Source organism: Heyndrickxia sp. NPDC080065, assembly GCF_050281185.1.
Lineage (GTDB): Bacteria > Bacillota > Bacilli > Bacillales > Bacillaceae_C > Heyndrickxia.
This window is the reverse complement of the sequence record NZ_JBNNWS010000017.1, coordinates 97,438-119,581: the sequence shown is the minus strand read 5'-3', so window position 1 is coordinate 119,581 and position 22,144 is coordinate 97,438. Positions and strand designations below refer to the sequence as shown.

The 22,144-nt window shown below is 34.6% G+C and carries 23 protein-coding genes; 7 read left to right on the top strand and 16 right to left on the bottom strand.

Going from position 1 to position 22,144, the window contains the following annotated elements:
• Positions 1–6: 6 nt before the first annotated feature.
• Together ACQKP0_RS19820 and ACQKP0_RS19815 are read right to left on the bottom strand one after the other, a co-directional pair.
• On the bottom strand, positions 7–1,218 hold the full coding sequence (locus tag ACQKP0_RS19820; RefSeq protein WP_427407565.1) for an FtsW/RodA/SpoVE family cell cycle protein: 1,212 nt from the start codon (positions 1,216–1,218) through the stop codon (positions 7–9).
• 192 nt (positions 1,219–1,410) lie between these two features.
• Positions 1,411–1,692 carry a YlaN family protein gene (locus ACQKP0_RS19815; protein ID WP_427407564.1) on the bottom strand — a complete coding sequence of 94 codons (282 nt, stop codon included), beginning with the start codon at positions 1,690–1,692 and terminating at the stop codon, positions 1,411–1,413.
• 260 nt (positions 1,693–1,952) lie between these two features.
• Here ACQKP0_RS19815 and ACQKP0_RS19810 point away from each other — a divergent pair, with 260 nt between their 5' ends.
• The gene (locus ACQKP0_RS19810; protein ID WP_427407563.1) at positions 1,953–2,444 is read left to right on the top strand and encodes a peptidyl-prolyl cis-trans isomerase; all 492 of its coding nucleotides are present in this window, start codon (positions 1,953–1,955) and stop codon (positions 2,442–2,444) included.
• Between the two features lie 80 nt (positions 2,445–2,524).
• Here ACQKP0_RS19810 and ACQKP0_RS19805 read toward each other — a convergent pair whose 3' ends face one another.
• Entirely contained in the window at positions 2,525–3,853 is a 1,329-nt protein-coding gene (locus ACQKP0_RS19805; protein WP_427407562.1) for a PhoH family protein, read from the bottom strand.
• Between the two features lie 172 nt (positions 3,854–4,025).
• On the opposite strand from ACQKP0_RS19805, the gene ACQKP0_RS19800 reads away from it, so the two are divergent.
• Together ACQKP0_RS19800 and ACQKP0_RS19795 are read left to right on the top strand one after the other, a co-directional pair.
• Entirely contained in the window at positions 4,026–4,625 is a 600-nt protein-coding gene (locus ACQKP0_RS19800; RefSeq protein WP_427407561.1) for a YhcN/YlaJ family sporulation lipoprotein, read from the top strand.
• Positions 4,626–4,713: 88 nt separating this feature from the next.
• Positions 4,714–4,899, top strand: a complete 186-nt coding sequence (locus ACQKP0_RS19795) for a YlaI family protein (RefSeq protein ID WP_427407560.1) — start codon at positions 4,714–4,716, stop codon at positions 4,897–4,899.
• A 49-nt stretch (positions 4,900–4,948) separates the two neighbouring features.
• Here the strand turns inward: ACQKP0_RS19795 and ACQKP0_RS19790 are convergent, their stop codons facing one another.
• On the bottom strand, positions 4,949–5,275 hold the full coding sequence (locus tag ACQKP0_RS19790) for a YlaH-like family protein (protein ID WP_427407559.1): 327 nt from the start codon (positions 5,273–5,275) through the stop codon (positions 4,949–4,951).
• 38 nt (positions 5,276–5,313) lie between these two features.
• On the bottom strand, positions 5,314–7,152 hold the full coding sequence (typA, locus tag ACQKP0_RS19785; RefSeq protein ID WP_427407558.1) for a translational GTPase TypA: 1,839 nt from the start codon (positions 7,150–7,152) through the stop codon (positions 5,314–5,316).
• 282 nt (positions 7,153–7,434) lie between these two features.
• Here typA and ACQKP0_RS19780 point away from each other — a divergent pair, with 282 nt between their 5' ends.
• A complete protein-coding gene (locus tag ACQKP0_RS19780) occupies positions 7,435–7,620 on the top strand; it encodes a YlaF family protein (RefSeq protein WP_427407557.1) in 186 nt (61 codons plus the stop codon).
• Positions 7,621–7,898: 278 nt separating this feature from the next.
• Here ACQKP0_RS19780 and ACQKP0_RS19775 read toward each other — a convergent pair whose 3' ends face one another.
• Together ACQKP0_RS19775 and ACQKP0_RS19770 are read right to left on the bottom strand one after the other, a co-directional pair.
• Positions 7,899–8,690 (bottom strand): inositol monophosphatase family protein, encoded by a 792-nt coding sequence (locus tag ACQKP0_RS19775; protein ID WP_427407556.1) that lies wholly within the window; start codon positions 8,688–8,690, stop codon positions 7,899–7,901.
• Between the two features lie 173 nt (positions 8,691–8,863).
• Complete coding sequence (locus ACQKP0_RS19770; RefSeq protein ID WP_427407555.1) at positions 8,864–9,058, bottom strand: hypothetical protein; 195 nt, start codon at positions 9,056–9,058, stop codon at positions 8,864–8,866.
• 207 nt (positions 9,059–9,265) lie between these two features.
• Between ACQKP0_RS19770 and ACQKP0_RS19765 the strand changes: the two genes are divergently transcribed.
• On the top strand, positions 9,266–9,877 hold the full coding sequence (locus ACQKP0_RS19765) for a YktB family protein (RefSeq protein WP_427407554.1): 612 nt from the start codon (positions 9,266–9,268) through the stop codon (positions 9,875–9,877).
• 42 nt (positions 9,878–9,919) lie between these two features.
• Here ACQKP0_RS19765 and ACQKP0_RS19760 read toward each other — a convergent pair whose 3' ends face one another.
• Together ACQKP0_RS19760 and ACQKP0_RS19755 are read right to left on the bottom strand one after the other, a co-directional pair.
• A complete protein-coding gene (locus ACQKP0_RS19760) occupies positions 9,920–10,189 on the bottom strand; it encodes a UPF0223 family protein (RefSeq protein WP_427407579.1) in 270 nt (89 codons plus the stop codon).
• 122 nt (positions 10,190–10,311) lie between these two features.
• Positions 10,312–11,274 (bottom strand): NAD(P)H-dependent flavin oxidoreductase, encoded by a 963-nt coding sequence (locus ACQKP0_RS19755; protein ID WP_427407553.1) that lies wholly within the window; start codon positions 11,272–11,274, stop codon positions 10,312–10,314.
• A 327-nt stretch (positions 11,275–11,601) separates the two neighbouring features.
• Here ACQKP0_RS19755 and ACQKP0_RS19750 point away from each other — a divergent pair, with 327 nt between their 5' ends.
• Positions 11,602–13,071 (top strand): aminotransferase class I/II-fold pyridoxal phosphate-dependent enzyme, encoded by a 1,470-nt coding sequence (locus ACQKP0_RS19750; protein WP_427407552.1) that lies wholly within the window; start codon positions 11,602–11,604, stop codon positions 13,069–13,071.
• A 40-nt stretch (positions 13,072–13,111) separates the two neighbouring features.
• On the opposite strand, the gene ACQKP0_RS19745 is transcribed toward ACQKP0_RS19750, so the two are convergent.
• From ACQKP0_RS19745 to ACQKP0_RS19720, 6 genes are all read right to left on the bottom strand, one after another.
• Positions 13,112–13,234: a GapA-binding peptide SR1P gene (locus ACQKP0_RS19745; RefSeq protein WP_427407551.1), complete on the bottom strand. Its 123-nt coding sequence runs from the start codon at positions 13,232–13,234 to the stop codon at positions 13,112–13,114.
• Positions 13,235–13,853: 619 nt separating this feature from the next.
• Entirely contained in the window at positions 13,854–15,266 is a 1,413-nt protein-coding gene (gene lpdA / locus ACQKP0_RS19740; RefSeq protein ID WP_427407550.1) for a dihydrolipoyl dehydrogenase, read from the bottom strand.
• 4 nt (positions 15,267–15,270) lie between these two features.
• Positions 15,271–16,569 (bottom strand): dihydrolipoamide acetyltransferase family protein, encoded by a 1,299-nt coding sequence (locus ACQKP0_RS19735; RefSeq protein WP_427407549.1) that lies wholly within the window; start codon positions 16,567–16,569, stop codon positions 15,271–15,273.
• A gap of 115 nt (positions 16,570–16,684) precedes the next feature.
• On the bottom strand, positions 16,685–17,662 hold the full coding sequence (locus tag ACQKP0_RS19730) for an alpha-ketoacid dehydrogenase subunit beta (protein ID WP_427407548.1): 978 nt from the start codon (positions 17,660–17,662) through the stop codon (positions 16,685–16,687).
• 3 nt (positions 17,663–17,665) lie between these two features.
• A complete protein-coding gene (gene pdhA / locus ACQKP0_RS19725) occupies positions 17,666–18,778 on the bottom strand; it encodes a pyruvate dehydrogenase (acetyl-transferring) E1 component subunit alpha (RefSeq protein ID WP_427407547.1) in 1,113 nt (370 codons plus the stop codon).
• A 435-nt stretch (positions 18,779–19,213) separates the two neighbouring features.
• On the bottom strand, positions 19,214–19,858 hold the full coding sequence (locus tag ACQKP0_RS19720; RefSeq protein ID WP_427407546.1) for a YkyA family protein: 645 nt from the start codon (positions 19,856–19,858) through the stop codon (positions 19,214–19,216).
• Between the two features lie 280 nt (positions 19,859–20,138).
• Here ACQKP0_RS19720 and def point away from each other — a divergent pair, with 280 nt between their 5' ends.
• Positions 20,139–20,693, top strand: a complete 555-nt coding sequence (gene def / locus ACQKP0_RS19715) for a peptide deformylase (protein WP_427407545.1) — start codon at positions 20,139–20,141, stop codon at positions 20,691–20,693.
• A gap of 33 nt (positions 20,694–20,726) precedes the next feature.
• Here the strand turns inward: def and ACQKP0_RS19710 are convergent, their stop codons facing one another.
• Positions 20,727–21,497: a Cof-type HAD-IIB family hydrolase gene (locus ACQKP0_RS19710; RefSeq protein ID WP_427407544.1), complete on the bottom strand. Its 771-nt coding sequence runs from the start codon at positions 21,495–21,497 to the stop codon at positions 20,727–20,729.
• Between the last annotated feature and the right edge of the window lie 647 nt (positions 21,498–22,144).

Sequence of the window (22,144 nt, the reverse complement as noted above, 5' to 3'; positions counted from 1 at the left end):
GGTTATTTAATGTACCTTCAATCCACGAGTATTATATTTTGATTTTTCAATCGTTTTGCTTTCTTGCTTTTTCTTATATTTTTCTTCGTATTTCATAAACATTGATACATTAACTAAAATTCCAATTGAAGCTGATAAAAGTAAAAGTGAAGATCCCCCATAGCTAATTAAAGGCAGTGGTACTCCTGTAATCGGTATTAATCCGGATACCCCTCCTAAATTTATAAAGGCTTGGATCCCTATCATACTCGCAATTCCTATTGATAATAAACTTCCAAAAGGATCACGACATCTTACAGCTATATAGATTCCTCTTAAAACGAGGTATGATAAACCTAAAATAACAAACGCTACGCCAAAAATGCCAAGCTCTTCAGCAATAATTGCCATAATAAAGTCGGTATGGGGCTCTGGAAGATATCCTAGTTTTTGAACACTTTGTCCAAGACCTAAGCCTTTTACACCGCCTGAACCGAGAGCTAAGTAGGAATTATATAGTTGAAATCCTTCATCCCCCTTTGTTCCAAAAGGATCAAGATAGGCAGTGATACGAGATACCTTTCCTTTTGTAAAAATGTCATCCTTTTTAAAAATTAACACCGGTGAAAGGAGAAGTGCAATGATTAGTCCCAAACCGATAAGCTTCGACATCGTTTTAAATCTCATACCTGAACACAACAATATTGTTAGTCCAATTAAAAAGTTAATTAATGATGTACCCCAATCCGGTTCAATCGCTATCAAAAAACAGACAAAGATTAAAAATAATAGTGGTGGGATAACTCCTCTATTCAACTGATCGATATAAGATTGTTTTTTTGCATACACAGCAGATAAGTAAATAATGACACTTAGCTTTACAAATTCTGAAGGCTGAATCATAGTTGTTCCAATTTTAAACCAGCTTTGTGCATTATTCGTGTTATGACCAAACAAACGGATGCCGATAAGACTAAGAACTGAAACAAGCATGATAATCCCGAGAAATTTATTACTTTTATATGCTTTATAAGGAAAAAACGCCGTTATAGTAAAAGTAATAAATGCAACGATAAGATTTTTTACCTGCTTAATATAGAAAAAATCACTGCTTTGATGGTATTTCTGTACAGCTACCACCATACTTGCACTATAAATCATTACTAAACCAAATACACATAGAAGTATGTACACGATGATAATGGAGTAGTCAAAAGACTTTAAGATTTTTTTTAACATATTAACCTTCCAATCCTTTAGTCTATAAAAGATATTCTTCAATATTTTTTTATTTCCTTCTTTTTTAGTAACCTTTAATTGAACCATTTATTTCCTTAATGAGTAAGAAGCCTTCAAACTCCTCTTTTTCTTATTCTACAAAAAAACTCAAACAATTTCAGTGAACTGTTTGAGTTTTTTAGAATGACCTTTTTATTTTTTTGTGGATGCATCATGTAAAGCTGTAAGTTCTCTTTCTAAAGAATCCAGAAGCTCCTTACCGTCCTTTTCATCCACTAAACCTAGTCTGACAGCAAAATCTATTTCACGGGATAGGCCAAACATTTGTGTATCCAATACTTCCTCATATAATGGACATTGGGGCATCGTTAAATTGTCCATTTGGACTTTAATTAAGCGCAAAATTTTATCTGCGTCTACCCTTAAAAGAGTATAGGCTTTTTCCCGGTGATCCATTTTAATTTCAGACGCCACTTAGATCCCCCCGTTTACTTATAAAAGCGCAAGCGTCCTCGTCAGCCCTGGGTCAAATGTAACTGGTTTTTGCCACGAGAGGCCGGCTACTTGCACTGGATAAATTCAAATAGACAATCTTATCTAAAAATTTTACTCTGAAAATAAGGAAAATGCAAGGATTAAGGGCATTTATTTTTTAAGAGAATACAAAATCTTGATCATGTGACAAGTTAAAATTTTAAGGGTATAATTTTCTATATGTAAGGAGGAAAAGTAAAATGATTATTCCTATAAGTGGTGAAGTAAAATATCCAATTACATTAGATGTTGGAACTTGGATTTTTGATGACAGAAAACTAGATTTGACTACATATTTCGATCAAGACCATCCAGACATCGATGAAGATGAAGAATATACAAAACAAGTTGGAAAGTTTTTCGATCGGGAAATTAAGGAAGGTGCGATTAATCCTCCAACCTTGAAATCCGAACGAAAATTTTTAAAACAACAATTATTAACTGGGACATTTGGAATTAAATTTGAACCCTTTTTAAAAAATGCTGAACCGAAAGATAATGCTAAAACACTTGTCATAGAAACAAGTAAGGGAGATGTCAAAATCCCTCTTGAAACTGGCTTTAATCTCATATTAGCATTTTCAAAAGAAGGAAAAGCGCTTAAAGAAGACGGGCCAATTCACATTTTGTTTGCGGATGGATCAAATAGGGATGAGCCTATTAAACATGTAAAAGGATTTAGTGTAGAATAATTTTACTTAATAAAAGATTAAAGCAACAGAATGGATCTTTAATTCTTTCTGTTGCTTCTTTGTGAGAAAACTACTGTATTTTAAAGGAGATCAGCAGCTAATTGGGCTAATCTCGATCTTTCACCTTTTAGTAATTTTATATGGCCTGCCACTGTTTGATCTTTAAATTTTTCTAATACATAAGTTAAGCCATTATTATATTCATCTAAATAAGGATGATCAATTTGTTCGGGGTCACCCATCAATACAATTTTGCTTCTTTCCCCAACCCTAGTTAAGATTGTTTTCACTTCGTGTTTTGTTAAGTTTTGCGCTTCATCGATTATAATGAATTGATCTGGTATACTTCTTCCACGTATATAAGTCAGAGCTTCTACTTCGATTGAGCCCATACCCGCTAAAATAGCTTCTAATTCACCTGGTTTTTTTGTATTAAATAAGTATTCCAAGTTATCGTAAATAGGCTGCATCCAAGGGCGCAGCTTTTCTTGTTTTTCACCCGGCAAGTATCCTAGATCCTTTCCAACTGGCACAATTGGTCGTGCGACAAGAAGCTTCTTATACGTATGCAAGTCTTCTGTTTGCATTAGACCGGATGCTAAAGCAAGGAGTGTTTTACCAGTACCAGCTTTCCCTATCATCGTTACAAGACTTATATCGTTACGAAATAATAATTCCATTGCCATTGTTTGCCCGACATTTCTTGGTTTAATCCCCCAAATTGATTCTTGATTATATACTAATTTTCTGACCGCTTTTCCCGATTTATCAACGATCCCAATTGCAGATGATGAGCTGCCTAGTGCATCTTTCATAATAAGAAACTGATTCGGATAAAAAGAGTGATCAGTAAATTCTGATAAATCAACCTCACCTTTCTCATAAAATAATTTTAATAAATCAATATTTATATAAACTTCGAGTAATCCTGTATATATGTGATCAATCTCTACGACTCGATCATTTAAAAAATCCTCTGCATTTAGTCCAAGTGCATCCGCTTTAACTCTAACCAATGCATCTTTACTAACGAGAATAACTTGTCTTCCGCTATCTTTTGCACTCTCCTCCAGAGCAAGATTCTTGGCCACGGCTAATATTCGATTATCATTTGTTTTTTCGATAAATATATCTTGTAATTGTTGAAATGATCGATGATTTAATTCTATTCGAAGTACTCCACCATTTTTAAGTGGAATCCTTTCATGGAGCTTTCCTGCTTTTCTAAAGCTGTCTATCAATTTGGATACTTGTCTTGCATTACGTCCAATTTCATCCATATACCTCTTTTTCGAATCAACTTCTTCTAGTACAACTGCAGGAATTACGATTTCATTGTCCTCAAAAGAAAATATGGCATTTGGATCCTGCAACAAGACATTTGTATCTAATACATAAATTTTCTTCAAATTGATGCCTCCTGCTCCTTATTTAATTATTGTATAATATGAATTTGCTCTTTATCCGGTTCATTTGAAGTGGACTGACATTGCTAAAATATATGAACAAATGTATAAAGATAGAAGAAAATTGCACACTAAATATAGAAAAGCGCAAACGCCTTTTAGGAGGTGCAATAATTTGAAAAAGATTGGATTAATTCTTTGTCTTTCTGCATTACTAGCTGCATGTGCAAACAAAAATATTGGACAAAATAATAACTTGAACAATAACACTCCTAGGACGATTACTGTAAAGGATAGTAACATTAGAAATGTTGATCGAAAAAGTGGGCAGGAAATTTCAAAGAGGTTGGTAAAGCTTGCTACAAGTGAGCCTAAAGTGAAGGATGCGACCGCTGTTGTTTTTGGCAATTATGCTATTGTCGGCATCGATGTTGATGATAAACTAGACCTCTCCCAGGTGGGTTCAATTAAATATTCTGTAGCTGAGAGTCTAAAACATGATCCATACGGAGCAAATGCCATTGTCGTTGCTGATCCTGATTTTACTGCTAGACTAAGAGAAATTGGACAGGATATCCGCGCTGGAAAACCAGGGCAAGGGATATTAAATGAGCTTGCAGATATCGCGGGAAGATTGATGCCTGAAATACCAAAAAACCTTATAGAGCCAAATAATACTCAAATTGGGACCGAAAATCCAAATCAAAATTTAAACGATAAGAATGATAAGCTGTTAGAAAAGCAACAAGAAAAGCAGTCTAATTACCATAAATGAACAATGAATAAGAAAATAGGAAAATACCCACACTTTCACTTCCATGTTATACTAAAAAAAATGTAATTGAAACATGGGGTGTAACGAAATGAAGGTAAAGTGCATAATTTGCGAAAAGCTTGATATGATTGACGATGATTCAATTACGGCCAAACGATTAAGAAATCGTCCAATCCATACGTATATGTGTGTTGATTGTCATGACCGTATTGCCAAAAAAGCTAATGCAAGACTTGCGGCAAGAGAAGTTGCTAAAACCGAAGAAGAGTATTAAATCAATATACAGAAAAACAACTCCACCAGGATATCCTGATGGAGTTGTTTTATGCATCATTTTGAGCTTCTTGTTTTTTGAAATTGTGTCTACGAATTTTATAAACAATCAATATTAGGGCTGCTACCACTAACCCTTCTGTAATCGGAAGAAAAATTCCCAAAAAGGTCAAAATTGTACATCCAAATGCTAAAAACAAATAAATGATTACCGTTTTCAGCAAAGGAAGCTTTTGTGCAAAGCCCAACTTAAAAACGAGAATACATAGAGCCACAATGGTTAAATAAAGCATCCACATTCCTAATTTAGGGTATTCATGAACCCTATACAATCCGGCGAAAAAAGAAAGGTGTTCCTGAACATTTACCTCTGGCACTTTTAACTCCCCTTTAAATGATTATTAAAAAACAGCTTTTAGTTCGTTTCTGCATATTTCAATTTCTTCGCAGCTTTTTCACGTTCATTTTTGTTCAATATTTTTTTCCTTAAACGAATAGACTCAGGGGTTATCTCACAATATTCATCTTCATTTAAATATTCAAGAGCTTCCTCTAATGACATTGTACGAGGTTTTTTAATGACATTCGTTTGATCCTTCGTTGCTGAACGAACATTTGTCGCATGCTTAACTTTAGTGATATTCACAGTAAGATCATTTTCGCGGGTATTCTCACCAACAATCATACCTTCGTAAATATCGGTCCCTGGTTCAACAAAAATGGTCCCTCTATCCTCTACTTGCATAATTCCATACGTAGTCGCTTTTCCTGTTTCCATCGAAACAAGGACACCTTGGTGACGGCCGCCAACACGTCCAGGCTGCATTGGTTGGTAACTATCAAATGTATGATTTAATATTCCATAACCGCGTGTTAATGTCATAAAATCAGTAGTATACCCAATTAATCCTCGAGCTGGTACATTAAAGATCAAACGAACTTGGCCATTTCCATTGTTAATCATATCCAGCATTTCACCTTTACGTGATCCAAGGGATTCAATAACGCCTCCAGTATGTTCTTCTGGAATATCTATCTGTACCCTTTCAATTGGTTCACATTTAACACCATCAATTTCTCTTACAATAACTTCCGGCTTCGACACTTGAAGCTCATATCCTTCACGACGCATATTTTCAATTAGAATCGAAAGGTGTAACTCACCACGTCCAGAAACAATCCAAGCATCCGGTGAATCAGTGTTTTCTACTCTTAAGCTAACATCTGTTTGTAATTGTGCACGAAGGCGTTCTTCTATCTTTCTAGCTGTTATATACTTTCCTTCGCGGCCAGCAAATGGACTATTATTCACGATAAAAGTCATTTGCAATGTAGGTTCGTCAATTCGTAATGGTTGAAGCGGCTCTTGGTGCTCAATAGGACACACCGTTTCACCGACATTTATATCTTCCATTCCTGAAACTGCAACAAGATCCCCAGCATAAGCCTCTTGAATTTCTAAACGCTTTAACCCAAAGAAACCGAATAATTTGGTAACCCTAAACTGTTTTACTGTCCCATCCAATTTCATTAATGCAACCTGCTGTCCTACATGCATAGTACCACGAAATACACGTCCAATTCCAATTCTACCTACATAATCATTATAATCTAATAATGCAACTTGGAATTGCAGCGGGTCTTCCTTTGTATCGATTGGAGCAGGAATATGTTCGATAACCGTTTCAAATAATACTTCCATATTTTCATCCTGCTTATTTGGGTCTGAGCTTGCTGTTCCATTAATACCAGAAGCATAAATGACAGGAAACTCTAATTGATCTTCATTTGCATCTAATTCAATAAATAATTCAATGACTTCATCTACAACTTCTTCTGGACGTGCAAAATCACGATCAATTTTATTTACGACAACAATTGGTGTTAAATTTTGTTCAAGTGCTTTTTTCAATACAAATCGAGTTTGCGGCATACAACCTTCATATGCATCCACAACGAGGAGAACCCCGTCCACCATTTTCATAATACGCTCTACTTCACCACCAAAATCCGCATGGCCTGGTGTATCCATAATATTAATTTTGATATCTTTATATTGAATAGCGGTATTCTTCGCTAAGATGGTAATACCTCTTTCACGTTCAATATCATTTGAATCCATTGCACGCTCAGCTACTTGCTCATTTGAACGAAAAGTACCTGATTGCTTTAATAGCTGATCCACAAGAGTTGTTTTCCCATGGTCAACGTGTGCAATTATTGCTATATTACGTAAATCTTCTCTTTTTTTCAAAAATGGTTCCTCCTGCCTTATATACGTGTTCAAAAAGGAGAACAAAAAGAGCCGTGAGTTCAATAGCTATGTTTACCGGACTTTTTGAACATCCTTTTATGGACATCAAAGTTAGTATATCTGTAACTTATGTATTATATCACAGTTTTTTTATATTCTCCAAATACACAATTTTCTCACTCAAGTTTTGCTAAAATGATTGATTTCAAGTAAAATAATAATGGAATTTAGGCGGAAAGCTATTCTAAAAAAGCCTTTATAAAAAACTGGAGGCAAAATGCAATGAAAGAAATTAAATGGATATTTGTAATTTTTGCAGTAGTAGCTACTGCTTCTATGGTTGGAATTGGCGTTTCAATCGGAGAACGCAGCATCATCGGAATATTATTTTGTATCATGGCGCTTATTCTTATAATGGGATACGGTTTTAAAACGAAAGCAAAGATGCGAAGAGAAGGTCGCTTATAAATTTTTTAAAACAAATCAAAAAGAGCTAACTCAACTATACTTTGAGTTAGCTCTTTTTGTATAAATTGTTTTTTTTAGACTATAAACTTAGTCCGTTGATTTCCGCTCCAGACACTTGCTTTCCGCGGGGAGGGATGGGAGCCTCCTCGGCGTTACCGCCTGCGGGGTCTCCCATTTCCCTCTTTTTCCCGCAGGAGTCAAGTGCCCTCCGCTACAATCAACTCAGATTGTTAATAAAATATCACTAAAAAGCAACAAACTTTACGAAAACAGCCTTTTTATTTTAATAAATACTGTTTTAAAATTTCTTCATGAAGTCCTTTATTGCTGACAAAAACCGTGCTGCTTTTCAGTGTTTGTAAAAGCTCGCCTTTAACTGTTGTTACAACTCCACCAAGTTCCTCTACTAGGAGCCTTCCTGCAGCAAAATCCCATGGAGATAACCGCATAGAAATATAGGCATCTAATCTTCCTGTAGCAACATAAGCAAATTCAAGAGATGCTGCCCCTATAGACCTTGCAGCTCGAGAGTCCCGTACAAGTGCATGTAAATTTGAAATTGGAATGTGTCTATTTGCGATAAGCCATGAAGAATTAATGCCAATAATCGCATCACTCACTTTTGTATCAGCCATTTTGGCGATCGGAGTGTCATTAAAATAGGCTCCTTTTCCAGATTCCACAAAATAGAGCTCGTCATGGACAACGTCGTATATATAACCAAGCCTTCCTTTCCCATTCTCATATATTCCTATTGATATTGCAAAATTCCGCTGTTGGTGAACAAAATTAACGGTTCCATCAATTGGATCAATGATCCAGAGAATGCCTTCTGTTTTATCAATGGTATCTCCGAAGCCTTCCTCTCCAACGATGTGATGATCTGGAAAATTGGCAGCGATATTTTTGGTGAAAAATTCCTCTGTTTCCTTATCGATATTAGTGACTAAATCATTTCGATCGGATTTTGTTTGTATATCCAATGTTTTTTGAAATGAGTCAAAAATTCGTAATCTCGCTTCTTTTAACCATTGTCTCACATATGTATCAATTTGTTTCCAATTAGTCATGATTCTCCATCACCTCTACTCTATGTACACAAAGCTTAAAGGAAACTATTATGTAATTCAAGTAAATAACATTATGTCATTCCAATAAATGTTTACATCCTTCGTTTTCACAAAAATGAACCCCATCTGTTTGATGAGGAAAAGGAAGTCCGCAATCAAAACTTTAAATCCTTTTACATTACTTTCAACTTTATTAATTCTTCTCTAATTCTTTCAAGCTTCTTTTTTGATAAATCCATCTTTTTAACATTATTCTCTTGGATGGCTTCAAAAAGAACAGCCAGCTCATAGTCCATTTCTAATCTTAAAACAGCAATCCGTTGTTGATCATATTTTTTCTTTTTTGAGGTGTTCATTACTTGTTTCATGAACGTCACTTCCTTTCATAATTAAATAACCAAAATAAATGCGTTTTATTCTTAAAGTATTTTTTATATATTATGTTGTTAAATAAATTCATGTAACTAAAATGTGTAAATACCTAAAGTAAACAAACAAATCAGTTTATTTCAAAGAACCGTGTCGATTATGATAAAATATGGTCAAATCGGAAAGATATCTATGGAGGCATTACTATGAAATTCAAAGGTTTCACTAATAAAGACTTTGATGTATTCAATATTGATGGTCTTGATGCAAGAATGGAGCAATTAATTAATAATATTCGCCCGAAATTAGAGGATCTTGGAACACATTTTGCTCCTACCTTAAGTGCTTTAACTGGCGAAGAAATGTTTCCGCATGTTGCTAAGCATGCGAGAAGAACGATAAATCCGCCAAATGATACATGGGTGGCTTTTTCCAGTAATAATCGTGGCTATAAAATGCTGCCCCATTTCCAAATTGGACTTTGGAAAACACATTTATTTATTTGGTTTGCTGTAATTTATGAGGCTCCAAATAAAGCGGATTATGGAAAAAATCTGGAGAGAAATATAAACAAAATACTAAAAACAATACCTTCGAACTATGTTTGGGCTGGGGATCATACGAAACCCGAGGCGAAAGAAATGAATCGAAATGAATTATTACCATTATTCCAAAGACTGCAAACCGTTAAAAAAGCAGAAATATTATGCGGAATGCACATTCCACGTGAACAAGCGATTGCCATGACTGGTGATGAATTAATAAATACAATTAATGATACGTTTCAGCATTTAGTCTCGCTTTACAATTTGGCTTAAAATTTATCCATTAAAAATGAAAAACCTCCATTTCGGAGGTTTTTACATTTTAATAATACTGCCAGAATCAGATTCCTTTAATCTTTTTACCACCTGGTAGGATGAATAGCCGCTTTCTTTTTCAAACTCATTACAATATTTTTTTTCATCCGCTTTCCCTGGAACAATTTCCTTAAAACGTCGATATTTTTCCATTAATTCATCACGTTTTATACCTTTTTCATAGGCCTTCTCAATGGCCTCAAAAAAATGGATAACTTCGATGACTTCTGCTGTAGACCAATCCATCGAAAAAGGATACTGATATTCCATTTCTACACCGTCTTTCTCATTCATGTCTTGCGTAAGCAGCCGGCCCTCTCAAGGTCAAAAACCAGGAACATTTTTGCCTGAGGCTGAACAGCCGCCTACGCATTTCTAATTAAAAAATATTATTAACATATTGCCCATTTTTGGCGGATTCCATTAGCTTCTTGGATTATTCGAGTTATTAATTCCTCTACACTAGGAACATCATTGATTAATCCCATTACTTGGCCTGCCCATCCAAATCCGCCTTCTACATCTCCATTATATATATAATTTTTATTTGCTTGTCCACTAATATATTTTTTTAATTCTTCATATCCACCATTATTCTTCTCGATATCAAGAATTTTTTCTGTCCATTTATTTGAAATTGCTCTGCCAGGTGCGCCTAAAGTTCGTTTGATAATAGTTGTGTCTGTTTCTTTCCCTTCTACTATCGCTTGTTTATAGCTTTCATTGGCATGAACACATTCTTTCGTGGCGATAAAGCGTGTTCCCATTTCAATTCCTTCGGCTCCTAAACTTAGTGCAGCCATAAGCCCTCTTCCGTCTCCAATACCCCCTGAAGCAACAACAGGAATAGAAACAGAATCTACAACTTGGGGAACTAAGACAAGTGTACCTATATCATCTTTTCCTAAGTGTCCTCCCCCTTCTTGTCCAACTACCATTACCGCATCTGCACCCAATTCTTCTGCTTTTTGTGCTTGTCGCTTCGCTGCTACTAGTACTAATTTTTTTACATTTATCCCCTCTAAATGCTTAAAAAATGGCGAAGGGTTTCCACCAGTTACTGAAACTACCGGAACTTCTTCCTCTATTGCAACATCTAATAAATGTGAATATGGACGACCATGTTGACCAATAGCAAAATTGACTCCAAAAGATTGATTGGTTAATTTTTTTACCTTTCGTATTTCCTCACGAAGGGCTTCAGAACTTTCTAAAGACATTGCTGTAATTTGACCTAACCCTCCGGCATTTGATACGGCAGCAGCCAATTCTGAGTAGGCTAAATAGGCTAGCCCCCCCTGAATAATTGGATATTTAATTTTTAGTATTTCAGTGATTTTCGTATTCCAATTCATATGTACCTCACCTCGAACAGTATTGAATATCATCAGACATTTCCTAATACTTCGCTATTCAAAGTACAATCTCCTTTTAAATAAAGACTCTTTTCGAATACTTTGCTACTTTAGAATCGAAAATCTTAATTATACTAGTGTGCAACAATAGGTTAAACGAATTTTTCTGGAAAAGATGTCTCCAACATTACACTTATTATGTTGCCAGTCACTTTATAAAAAAAGAAACTATTTTCAAAGATAAGGTTAAATGCTATAATTCACTTGTTTTTCAAAACTCTAATTAAAAGACTACTAAGACTTAGGCAAAAAGAGGTGGATTAATCGTTGTCACAATTCGAAACTCCGTTATTTACTGGATTAGTGGAACATGCAAAAAAGAATCCAGTTCAATTCCATATTCCTGGACATAAAAAAGGAACAGGAATCGATCCAGATTTTCGTCAATTTATCGGCGATAATGCTCTATCAATAGATTTAATTAATATCGCTCCGTTAGATGATTTACATCAACCGAAAGGAATGATTAGTAAAGCACAGGAACTAGCTGCTCAAGCCTTTGGGGCTGATCATACATTTTTTTCTGTTCAAGGTACCAGCGGAGCAATCATGGCTATGATTATGGCAGTCTGTGGACCTGGAGATAAAATTATCGTCCCACGTAATGTTCATAAATCTGTTATGTCGGCTATTGTATTTTCAGGAGCAATTCCGGTTTTTATTCACCCGGACATTGACCCTAATTTAGGTATCTCCCATGGCATTACAACTGAATCCGTTTCAAAATCTTTACAACAAAATCCTGATGCCAAAGGTGTTTTAGTGATTAATCCAACCTATTTTGGTATTGCTGCTGATTTAAAGAAAATAGTTGAAATCGCTCATTCATATCAAGTTCCTGTTCTTGTTGATGAAGCACATGGAGTCCATATTCATTTTCATGATGAGCTTCCTATATCAGCGATGCAAGCTGGTGCTGACATGGCTGCAACAAGTGTCCATAAATTAGGTGGATCAATGACACAAAGTTCGATTTTAAATGTAAAAGAAGGATTAGTTTCATCCAATCGTGTTGCAGCAATATTAAGTATGCTTACAACAACGTCCACATCCTATCTTTTACTTGCTTCACTTGATGTAGCCCGTAGAAGACTTGCTACACAAGGAAAAGAATTATTAGATAAAACAATACAACTCGCTCAAACCGTTCGGAACAGGATTAATAATATTAACCATTTATATTGTGTTGGAGAAGAAATACTAGGCACAAAAGCGACTTATGACTATGATCCAACCAAATTGATTATATCAGTAAAAGACCTCGGAATAACGGGTCATGATGCAGAAAAGTGGTTAAGAGAAGTTTATAATATTGAAGTGGAATTATCAGATCTGTACAACATTCTTTGTTTAATAACTCCAGGTGATACAGAAAATGAAACAAATCTATTAATAAAGGCTTTACAGGAGTTATCAGATCAGTTTTCTCATTTATCCGGTACAGTTGATGTACAAGTCATGCTACCAGATATTCCAGTCCTTTCTTTAACTCCACGTGATGCATTTTACGCTGAAACAGAGATTGTTCCTTTTGATGAATCTGCGGGCAGAATAATTGCGGAATTTGTAATGGTGTACCCACCAGGTATTCCAATATTTATACCAGGCGAGATCATTACTGAGGAAAATCTAAAATATATTCATAAAAACATCGAGGTGGGCTTGCCAGTTCAAGGTCCTGAAGACTTTGAGCTAAAAACACTTCGAGTAATTAAAGAGCATAAGGCTATAAAATAAGAGCTTTCTCCTTTGGAGAAAGCTTTTTTATCAAAAATGATTATTTTTCTGTTTCATTATCTTCTTCTTGACATTTTTTACAGCTAGAATATAAAACTGTCACTTTTTCATCTTCAAAATGATCAATGATTTTGTTGCACGCTTGACACACTAGTGTTCCCATGTCAATTTCCCCTTCCTAATAATTTAAGAAAGCGTTTTCTAATACTTCTATAATAATACATATCGTTAGATTTTTAAAGCCTAATTTGTATGACATATTTATAAAATTTATTAATAAAGTATATCTAATATAAAAAAAGTTCATCAAAATGAAGAAAAACGACAAGAATAATTCCTGCCGTGATTCTCGTTATTATGAAAACGGTGAGGGTAATATTTGTTGAAAAATTATTTGAAGAAGAAAATAAATAGATAAACTTGAAAGCGTAATTAAAATTGTAACGCGGTTCGATTTTACGATCATTCTTGCTAATAAAAAGGCTAAGTAAAAGAAAACAATAAAGACAATGATTCTATAGATCAAATGATCTCTATTTGATAACCATACAGCTAATGTAAAGCAACTCCATATAATTAATTGAAAAAGAAATGCAACGTATTTTTTCATAACATCACCAACGATTTATAAATTATTGCAGCTCCTTTTTTCTCATGATTTTCATTCTATGGTGTAAACCACAATGTTAATACTTATAATATGAGCTAAGTATCATATTTTAAAACCATTTTTATGTTATAAAAAAAATAAACCACATTGCTGTGGTTTATTTTTTGTTTGCTTATTTTACAATATGAATTGGTGTTCCAAGTGCAACCTCGGCAGCTTCCATAGTAATTTCACCTAATGTTGGATGAGCGTGAATCGTCATAGCAATGTCTTCTGCAGTCATACCTGCTTCAATAGCAAGACCTATTTCAGCAATCATGTCAGAAGCATTCGCACCGGCAATTTGACCTCCAATAACTAGTCCATCTTCTTTACGAGTAACAAGTTTTAAGAAACCATCAGTATTATTTAGTGCAAGAGCACGTCCATTAGCTGCAAATGGGAATTTAGCAGCAACTACTTCAATTCCTTCTTCTTTCGCTTGTTTCTCATTAAAACCAACAGTCGCTAACTCAGGCTCAGAGAATACAACTGCAGGAATTCCAAGATAATCTATTTCAGAAGGGTGACCAGCAATTGCTTCAGCAGCAATTTTTCCTTCGTATGATGCTTTATGCGCCAATTGTGGACCTTCAACGATATCACCAATTGCATAAATATTAGATACATTTGTACGGCATTGTTTATCAATTTTAACAATACCACGAACAGTCATATCAATACCTACTTGTTCTAATCCTAATTCATCTGTATTTGGACGACGACCAACTGTTACTAGTACATAATCAGCTTCAATGGTTTTTTCTTCACCTTTAGCTTCATATTTTACAATAACACCGTTTTCGTTTTCTTCTACACCTTTTGCCATTGCATTTGTAACAATTTCTGCACCTTTTTTCTTTAAGTTACGAGATACAAGTGTAGACATTTGTTTTTCAAAGCTTCCAGCAAATAGTTCTGAGCTGCCTTCAAGAATGGTTACTTCTGTTCCAAAGTTTGCATAGGCAGTACCTAGTTCAACACCAATAACTCCACCGCCAATAATGACTAATTTCTTTGGAATTTCAGGTAAGTTAAGTGCACCAGTTGAATTTATAACACGTTTTGAATATTTGAATGTTGGAATCTCAACAGGACGAGATCCAGTTGCTAAAATGGCATTTTTAAATGTATAAGTTTGTGCAGAATTTTCATCCATTACACGTAATGTATTGGCATCAACAAAGTATGCTTCACCTTTAACGATATCTACTTTGTTCCCTTTTAAAAGTCCTTGTACTCCGCCAGTTAATTGCTTAACAACTTTCCCTTTCCATTCTTGAACTTTAGAAAAGTCAACTGTTACATTTTCTGCAGATATACCAATATCATCAGAATGTTTTGCTGTTTCGTAACGATGTGCAGCTGTTATTAAGGCTTTAGAAGGAATACAACCGACGTTTAAACAAACCCCGCCAAGCTCACCTTTCTCAACAATAGTTACTTTTTGTCCTAGCTGTGCAGCACGGATTGCGGCTACATATCCACCAGGGCCGGCACCGATGACTATAGTATCTGTTTCGATTGGGAAATCTCCAACTACCATTTTATTACGCCTCCATTAATAATAATTCAGGATCGTTCAATAGTCGCTTAATGTGGTTTAGCGCATATTGAGCGGTAGCTCCATCGATAATACGATGATCAAAGCTCAATGATAATGCTAACACAGGTGCGGCTACAATTTCACCATTTTTTACTACAGGTTTTTCAGAAATTCTACCGATACCTAAAATCGCTACTTCAGGATGATTAATTACTGGAGTAAACCATTGTCCACCCGCAGAACCAATATTTGTAATTGTGCAAGATGCACCCTTCATTTCATTTGGAGCTAATTTACCATCACGTGCTTTACAGGCTAATTCATTAATTTCTTGAGAAACAGAAAATACAGATTTACGATCAGCATTTTTAACAACAGGAACTAACAAGCCTTTTTCAGTGTCCGCTGCAATACCGATGTTGTAATAATGTTTATGAACGATTTCTCCTGCTGCATCGTCAATAGATGTATTCAAAGTTGGGAATTCACGTAATGCACTAACTAAAGATTTCACTACATATGGCAAGAACGTAAGCTTTATGCCTTTTTCAGCAGCCACTTCTTTAAATTTCTTACGATGTGCAACAAGTTTTGTTACATCTATTTCATCCATAAGGGTAACATGTGGTGCTGTTTGTTTTGAATGAACCATAGCTTTAGCAATTGCTTTACGGATTCCACTCATTTTTTCACGTGTCTCAGGGAATTCGCCTTCCGGAATAACAGTTTGTGCTTGGCTAGTTACTACTGTTTCTTCTGCTACAGATGCAGCTTGTGGTTGAGCTTCTGCTTGTACGGCAGCTCCGCCATTTGCATATGCATCAATATCCGATTTTTGTACACGACCATTGTTTCCAGTACCTTGTACCAAACGAATATCCACGCCTTTTTCTCGTGCATACTTTCTTACAGATGGCATCGCAATCACGCGTTTATTTAAGTCAGCTTCATTTGCTGCTGGAGCGTTTTCTTTAACTTCAGACTGTACTTCTTGCTCTTTTTCTTCTGCTTTTTGTTCCGGTTGACTAGGACCATGATCTCCTTTAAATTGTAGTCCTTCATAACCGGGTGCATCAAATTTAATCAATACATCACCAACAATGGCAACCGTACCTTCTTCAACTAAAATTGCTTCAACAGTACCTGCTACTGGAGAAGGAATTTCAACTACTGCTTTATCGTTCTGTACTTCACATAGTACATCGTCTTCTCCTACTTTATCGCCAGGTTTAACAAACCATTTTACGATTTCACCCTCATGAATTCCTTCACCGATATCTGGTAGTCTAAATTCGAATGACAAGGTTGTTCACCCTCCTATTTTAAATCTAATAGAGACAAGGCAGTTTATAAAACGAAACTGCCTTATCTTTCAAAATACAGAGCAATACATAAAAATCTATCATTATTAACATATATTAAAATGTAAGAACTTTTTTAGCTGTTTCAATTACATCTTTGTAGTTAGGCAACCATACAGATTCTGCTTGTGAGAAAGGATATACAGTATCTGCTGCAGTCACTCGTAAAACAGGTGCTTCTAAGCTTAAAATTGCTCTTTCGTTAATTTCAGCAATAACATTAGCCGCAATCCCTGCTTGCTTTTGCGCTTCTTGCACGACAATTGCACGATTAGTTTTCTCTACAGAAGCAATAATTGTATCTATATCTAATGGGCTAACAGTACGTAAGTCAACTACTTCTGCAGAATAACCTTCTTTTTCTAGTTCTTCAGCAGCTTTTAATGATTCATGAACCATAGCTCCATAAGTAATAATAGAAATATCCTTACCCTCACGTTTTACATCCGCTTTTCCTAGTGGAATTGTATATTCCTCTTCAGGTACTTCTTGACGGAATGAACGATATAATTTCATATGCTCCAAGAAGATGACTGGATCATTGTCTCGAATAGAAGAAATTAACAATCCTTTTGCATCATATGGTGTAGATGGAATAACCACTTTTAAACCCGGCTGTTGTGCCACAAGGCCTTCTAAACTATCTGCATGAAGCTCTGGTGTATGTACCCCTCCACCAAATGGAGAACGAATAGTTATTGGAGCATTTAGACTTCCACCGGTACGATAACGCCAGCGTGCCATTTGTCCGCTTACAGAGTCCATTACTTCAAATAAGAAACCAAAGAATTGAATCTCTGGTACTGGACGGTACCCTTCTAAAGTCAAACCGATTGCAAGACCACCAATCCCAGATTCTGCTAATGGAGTATCGAATACACGATCTTCCCCAAATTCTTTTTGAAGACCTTCAGTGGCACGGAATACACCGCCATTAACACCAACGTCTTCACCGAAAACTAAAACATTTTCATCATTACGTAATTCAGTACGTAATGCGTCGGTGATTGCTTGAATCATTGTCATTTGAGCCATGGCTTACTTCGACTCCTTTGCTTTATAAATTTCGTTTTGTTCATTTAAATGATGAGGCATTTCTTCAAACATAACGGATATTAAGTCAGTCACTTTTTGTTTTGGAGTGTCGTCTGCTTTTTTAATAGCTACTTTAATATCTTCTTTTGCTTGTTCAATTACTTGTGTCTCTTTTTCTTCATTCCATAATCCTTTATTTTCTAAATACTTACGGAAACGAATTAATGGATCTTTTCTTTCCCACTCATTATCTAAATCAGAAGTACGATATTTCGTAGGATCATCACCAGACATTGTATGTGGGCCATAACGGTAACATAATGTTTCAATCAATGAAGGTCCCTCACCATTAATTGCACGCTCACGTGCTTCACGAACTGATACATATACTGCTAACGGGTCCATTCCATCAACAAGTTGTCCAGGAATTCCAGCTGCAACTGCTTTTTGTGCAATCGTTTTAGCAGCAGTTTGTTTTTCGCGTGGTGTAGAAATCGCAAATTGATTATTTTGAACGACAAAAACGGCAGGTGCTTTATACGCTCCAGCAAAGTTAATACCTTCATAGAAATCACCTTGTGAAGAACCACCATCACCTGTGTATGTAATTGCAACTGCTTTTTTACCACGTTTCTTTAAGCCCAGTGCAACACCTGCTGTTTGAACGTATTGAGCACCTATGATAATTTGTGGTGGTAAAATATTAACACCTTCTGGAATTTTCATACCTTCAACATGTCCGCGAGACCATAAAAATGCTTGGTGTAGAGGTAGTCCATGCCAAACAATTTGTGGAACATCACGATATCCAGGAAGAATATAGTCCTCTTGCTCTAAAGCAAAATGAGATGCAATTTGAGAAGCCTCTTGTCCTGCAGTCGGTGCAACAAATCCTAAACGCCCTTGACGATTTAAAGAAATTGAACGTTGATCTAAAATTCGTGAATAAACCATTCGACGCATTAATTCTTGAAGTTCCTCGTCTGAAAGATTTGGAACCGCAGATTTATTAACGACTTCGCCTTCTTCATTTAAAATCTGGAACATTTCGAATTGCTCTTCAATATTTTCGAGCGTTTTCTTCACGTCGAATTGTGCCTTCTTTGTAGAAGCCATAAAAAGTCACCAATCCTTTCTTATAAAAAAAATTAATAATTTTGATTACATACAGATATAGGTTACCCAAAAATAAAAAGGCGTACCACGAAAAATCCGTGTATATCCAATGTCTTTTATGATTAACCTTTTACAAAATTACCGTGGAGCAATAAAAAAACAAATTTTTTAAGGCTCCGGTAAAACTGTATTAATTAAATTTATCAACTAATTAATACAATTATATATAATTACAATATTAGAGTACATTAATATAATCTGCCCGTCAATTATTTAGTTCCAAACATTTCATTGCTTTTCTACAATAATTTTATACAGGATTTTCACTCATTTTATCACACTGTACTAATTATATTTTTAATCTGTACTATTTTTACTTATACAGATAACAACATTTATAGGGGAGAAATTAAAAAATTAGCCGAAAAATTTCGGCTAATCAATTTTTATATTGGCATCTTTATAAAATTTTAATTTACTATCGTTAAATTCTTTTGTACATTCATTAAAAAGTTTATTCATTTTTAACACTTCTGAATATGCTTTATTAGTTACATCAATTTGATTCTCTAAATCCTCTATTGGAAGTTCATCCTTTTTTAACAATTGATAAAGCTTTACGTTCTCATCAATGCCTCTGATGTATGCTTTATATAAACGATCGTGTGTATCATAGCGTTTCTCCATTAATTGATAGAGTTGTTCAGCTTCGATTTTTATTTTTTCTGTTTTTATTTCTTTAATCGTATCCTCTATCTTTGAAAATTCCTTTTTCGAGGACAAGATCGAATCTTGTTCAATCATCATTTTTTCTCTTCGCTGTTCCAGATTTTTTAATGCCGAATTAGATAATTCAGTTACTTTATCCATTTCTTTCATTCCAAGATCAATGATTTTGTCAAATAATTCTTTCTCACTAGCTTCCAAATCCATTAACGGTTTTTGTTGTTCATCAAATTCCTTTTCCTTTGCCACAGTTTGTTCTAAAATATGATAGATTTTTTCTTCAGGTGTTGTTTGGCACCCTGCCAGTATGAGTATTAAAAATATACATATGATCACACTCTTAACTCTGGCCACATTTCTTCCCCCTTATGTTGCAATATTTAAACTATATCGATTGTTACGAATTTTAACAATACAATGATAAGATTTAATGATCAACATATGCTTGTCCACTAAAATAAGATTTACATGTTCTTCTCGTAAAAGGATAAAACGCGTTTTCTAATAATTATTCGATTCCTAACTAACATATGACTATTCACTTACCACCGATCGAAATTATTTATTGTTAACTTTTCTTATTTGTTTTGGTATTCTATTCAATAGAAAATTAATTAAGCAGGAGGAAACATTTATGATTACGATGAAGGATATTATAAGAGATGGGCATCCAACTTTGCGGAAAATTGCCGAAGAAGTCCAGCTACCTCCTTCTCAAGAAGATCAAAAAATTTTAGAAAGTCTTCATGAATTTATAACAAATAGTCAGGATCCAAAAATTGCAGAAGAATTTGGCTTACGCCCTGGCATTGGTTTAGCTGCTCCACAGATTAATGTTTCGAAACGCATGATTGCTGTCTATGTTAAAGATGAAAATGATAAACTATATAGCCATATGCTTTTTAATCCAAAAATTATTAGTCATTCAGTAGAAAAATCATATTTAACAGCAGGGGAAGGATGCCTTTCTGTTGATCAAGCTATTCCTGGATATGTCCCTAGATATGCTAGAATTACTGTCAAAGCATATAATATAGATGGAAAGGAAATAAAATTACGTCTTAAAGGGCTTCCAGCAATTGTATTTCAACATGAAATTGACCACTTAAACGGAAAAATGTTTTATGATTATATTGATGAAACCAATCCATTTAAAACGATAGAAAACGCAACACCAATAGAAAGGTAAACAGCCGAACTTAAATGTTCGGCTGTTTTTCTTTTATAATAGATTAAAATGCTTTAAACCATTAAATATCCCTTCCTCCGAAACGTCAGAAGTAATATAATCAGCATGTTTTTTAACAAAATCGCTTGCATTTCCCATTGCTATTCCAGTTCCAACTGCATCTAACATTTCTACGTCATTTAGCCCATCTCCAAATGCGTATACATCTTCAATCTTAAATCCAATCCTTTCAATCATCTTCTTAATTCCCTCAGCTTTTGAACCTCCTCGAGGCAGCACATCCATCGATAAATCATGCCATCGAATAAAATGAAACTTTCGAAACTTGTCCAAATAAAGATTTTCTTCATGTTCCTTACAGAATAACAGTGCTTGATAGATTTCTCTATCTTTATAAAAATCAGGATCAAATGCAGGAGGTGATAATTTCAAGCTAGAGATACTATCCACAATAAATGGATGATTTTCTATATTAGAAGTCATGTTTTTCTCATTTAAGAATACAAGTGGATGATTATATGTAGCAGAATAATCATTTATATTTTGTAATTCTGCATGATCTAAAGGATTTTTATAAATCACATTATTTTCAAAAACAACATACTGTCCATTAAAACTAACAAAAGAATCTATATCTAATTCTTCTCTTAAATCTTTAAACATAAATGGCGCACGACCTGTCGCAATAGCAACAAATACTCCATTCTCTTTTAATGTATATATTGCTTTTTTCGTTGTTATAGGAAGTTTTTTATCATGATCCAATAATGTTCCATCTATATCAAAAAACACAATTTTTTTCATTAATATTCTCCTAACATATGATTAACTAGTAACATACCCAAAATTTTAAAACACTATTGGTCATTTTATCATATGTATATTTAATTATGTATTAATTAAAATTAAAATAGAATCAAAGTATCTAATCTACCCTTGTGATTTTAATATACTTCCATTAAAAACCAAGAAAAAAACTTGTACATTTTACATATAATATTATTAATAATATCTTGGTCGCCTTTACTTTCCGAAAAATAACATTAAAATAGAGGTAGGGAGTGATCTTCCGTGTTAAAAAGACTAAGAAAGAAATTAGTCAAACAGTGGAAAGATTTATTAAGACAAAAAAAGTTAGTTGCCTAAATTTCTATCCCTCTAATGGAGGGATTATTCTATATTTTGCGGCAATGCTTAAGAAAAAGTTCATTTAATACCTAGTATTCAAAGTTATAATGAAAGGCTATTATCACAGATATTGTTGCTTTTCGGAAAAGGTTTTCAGCTTAGAATAATTAGAAAACGCGCTCTTTTCTCCATCCAATAAGTCTTTCATTTAAACTGGAAGATATATTAGATTCGTAAAAATCATAATACCGATTTTTACTTAATTTTTAAAAAACAAAGTTTACGAAAAGAGCCTAATGAAAAAACATGAAAAACTTGTTAAC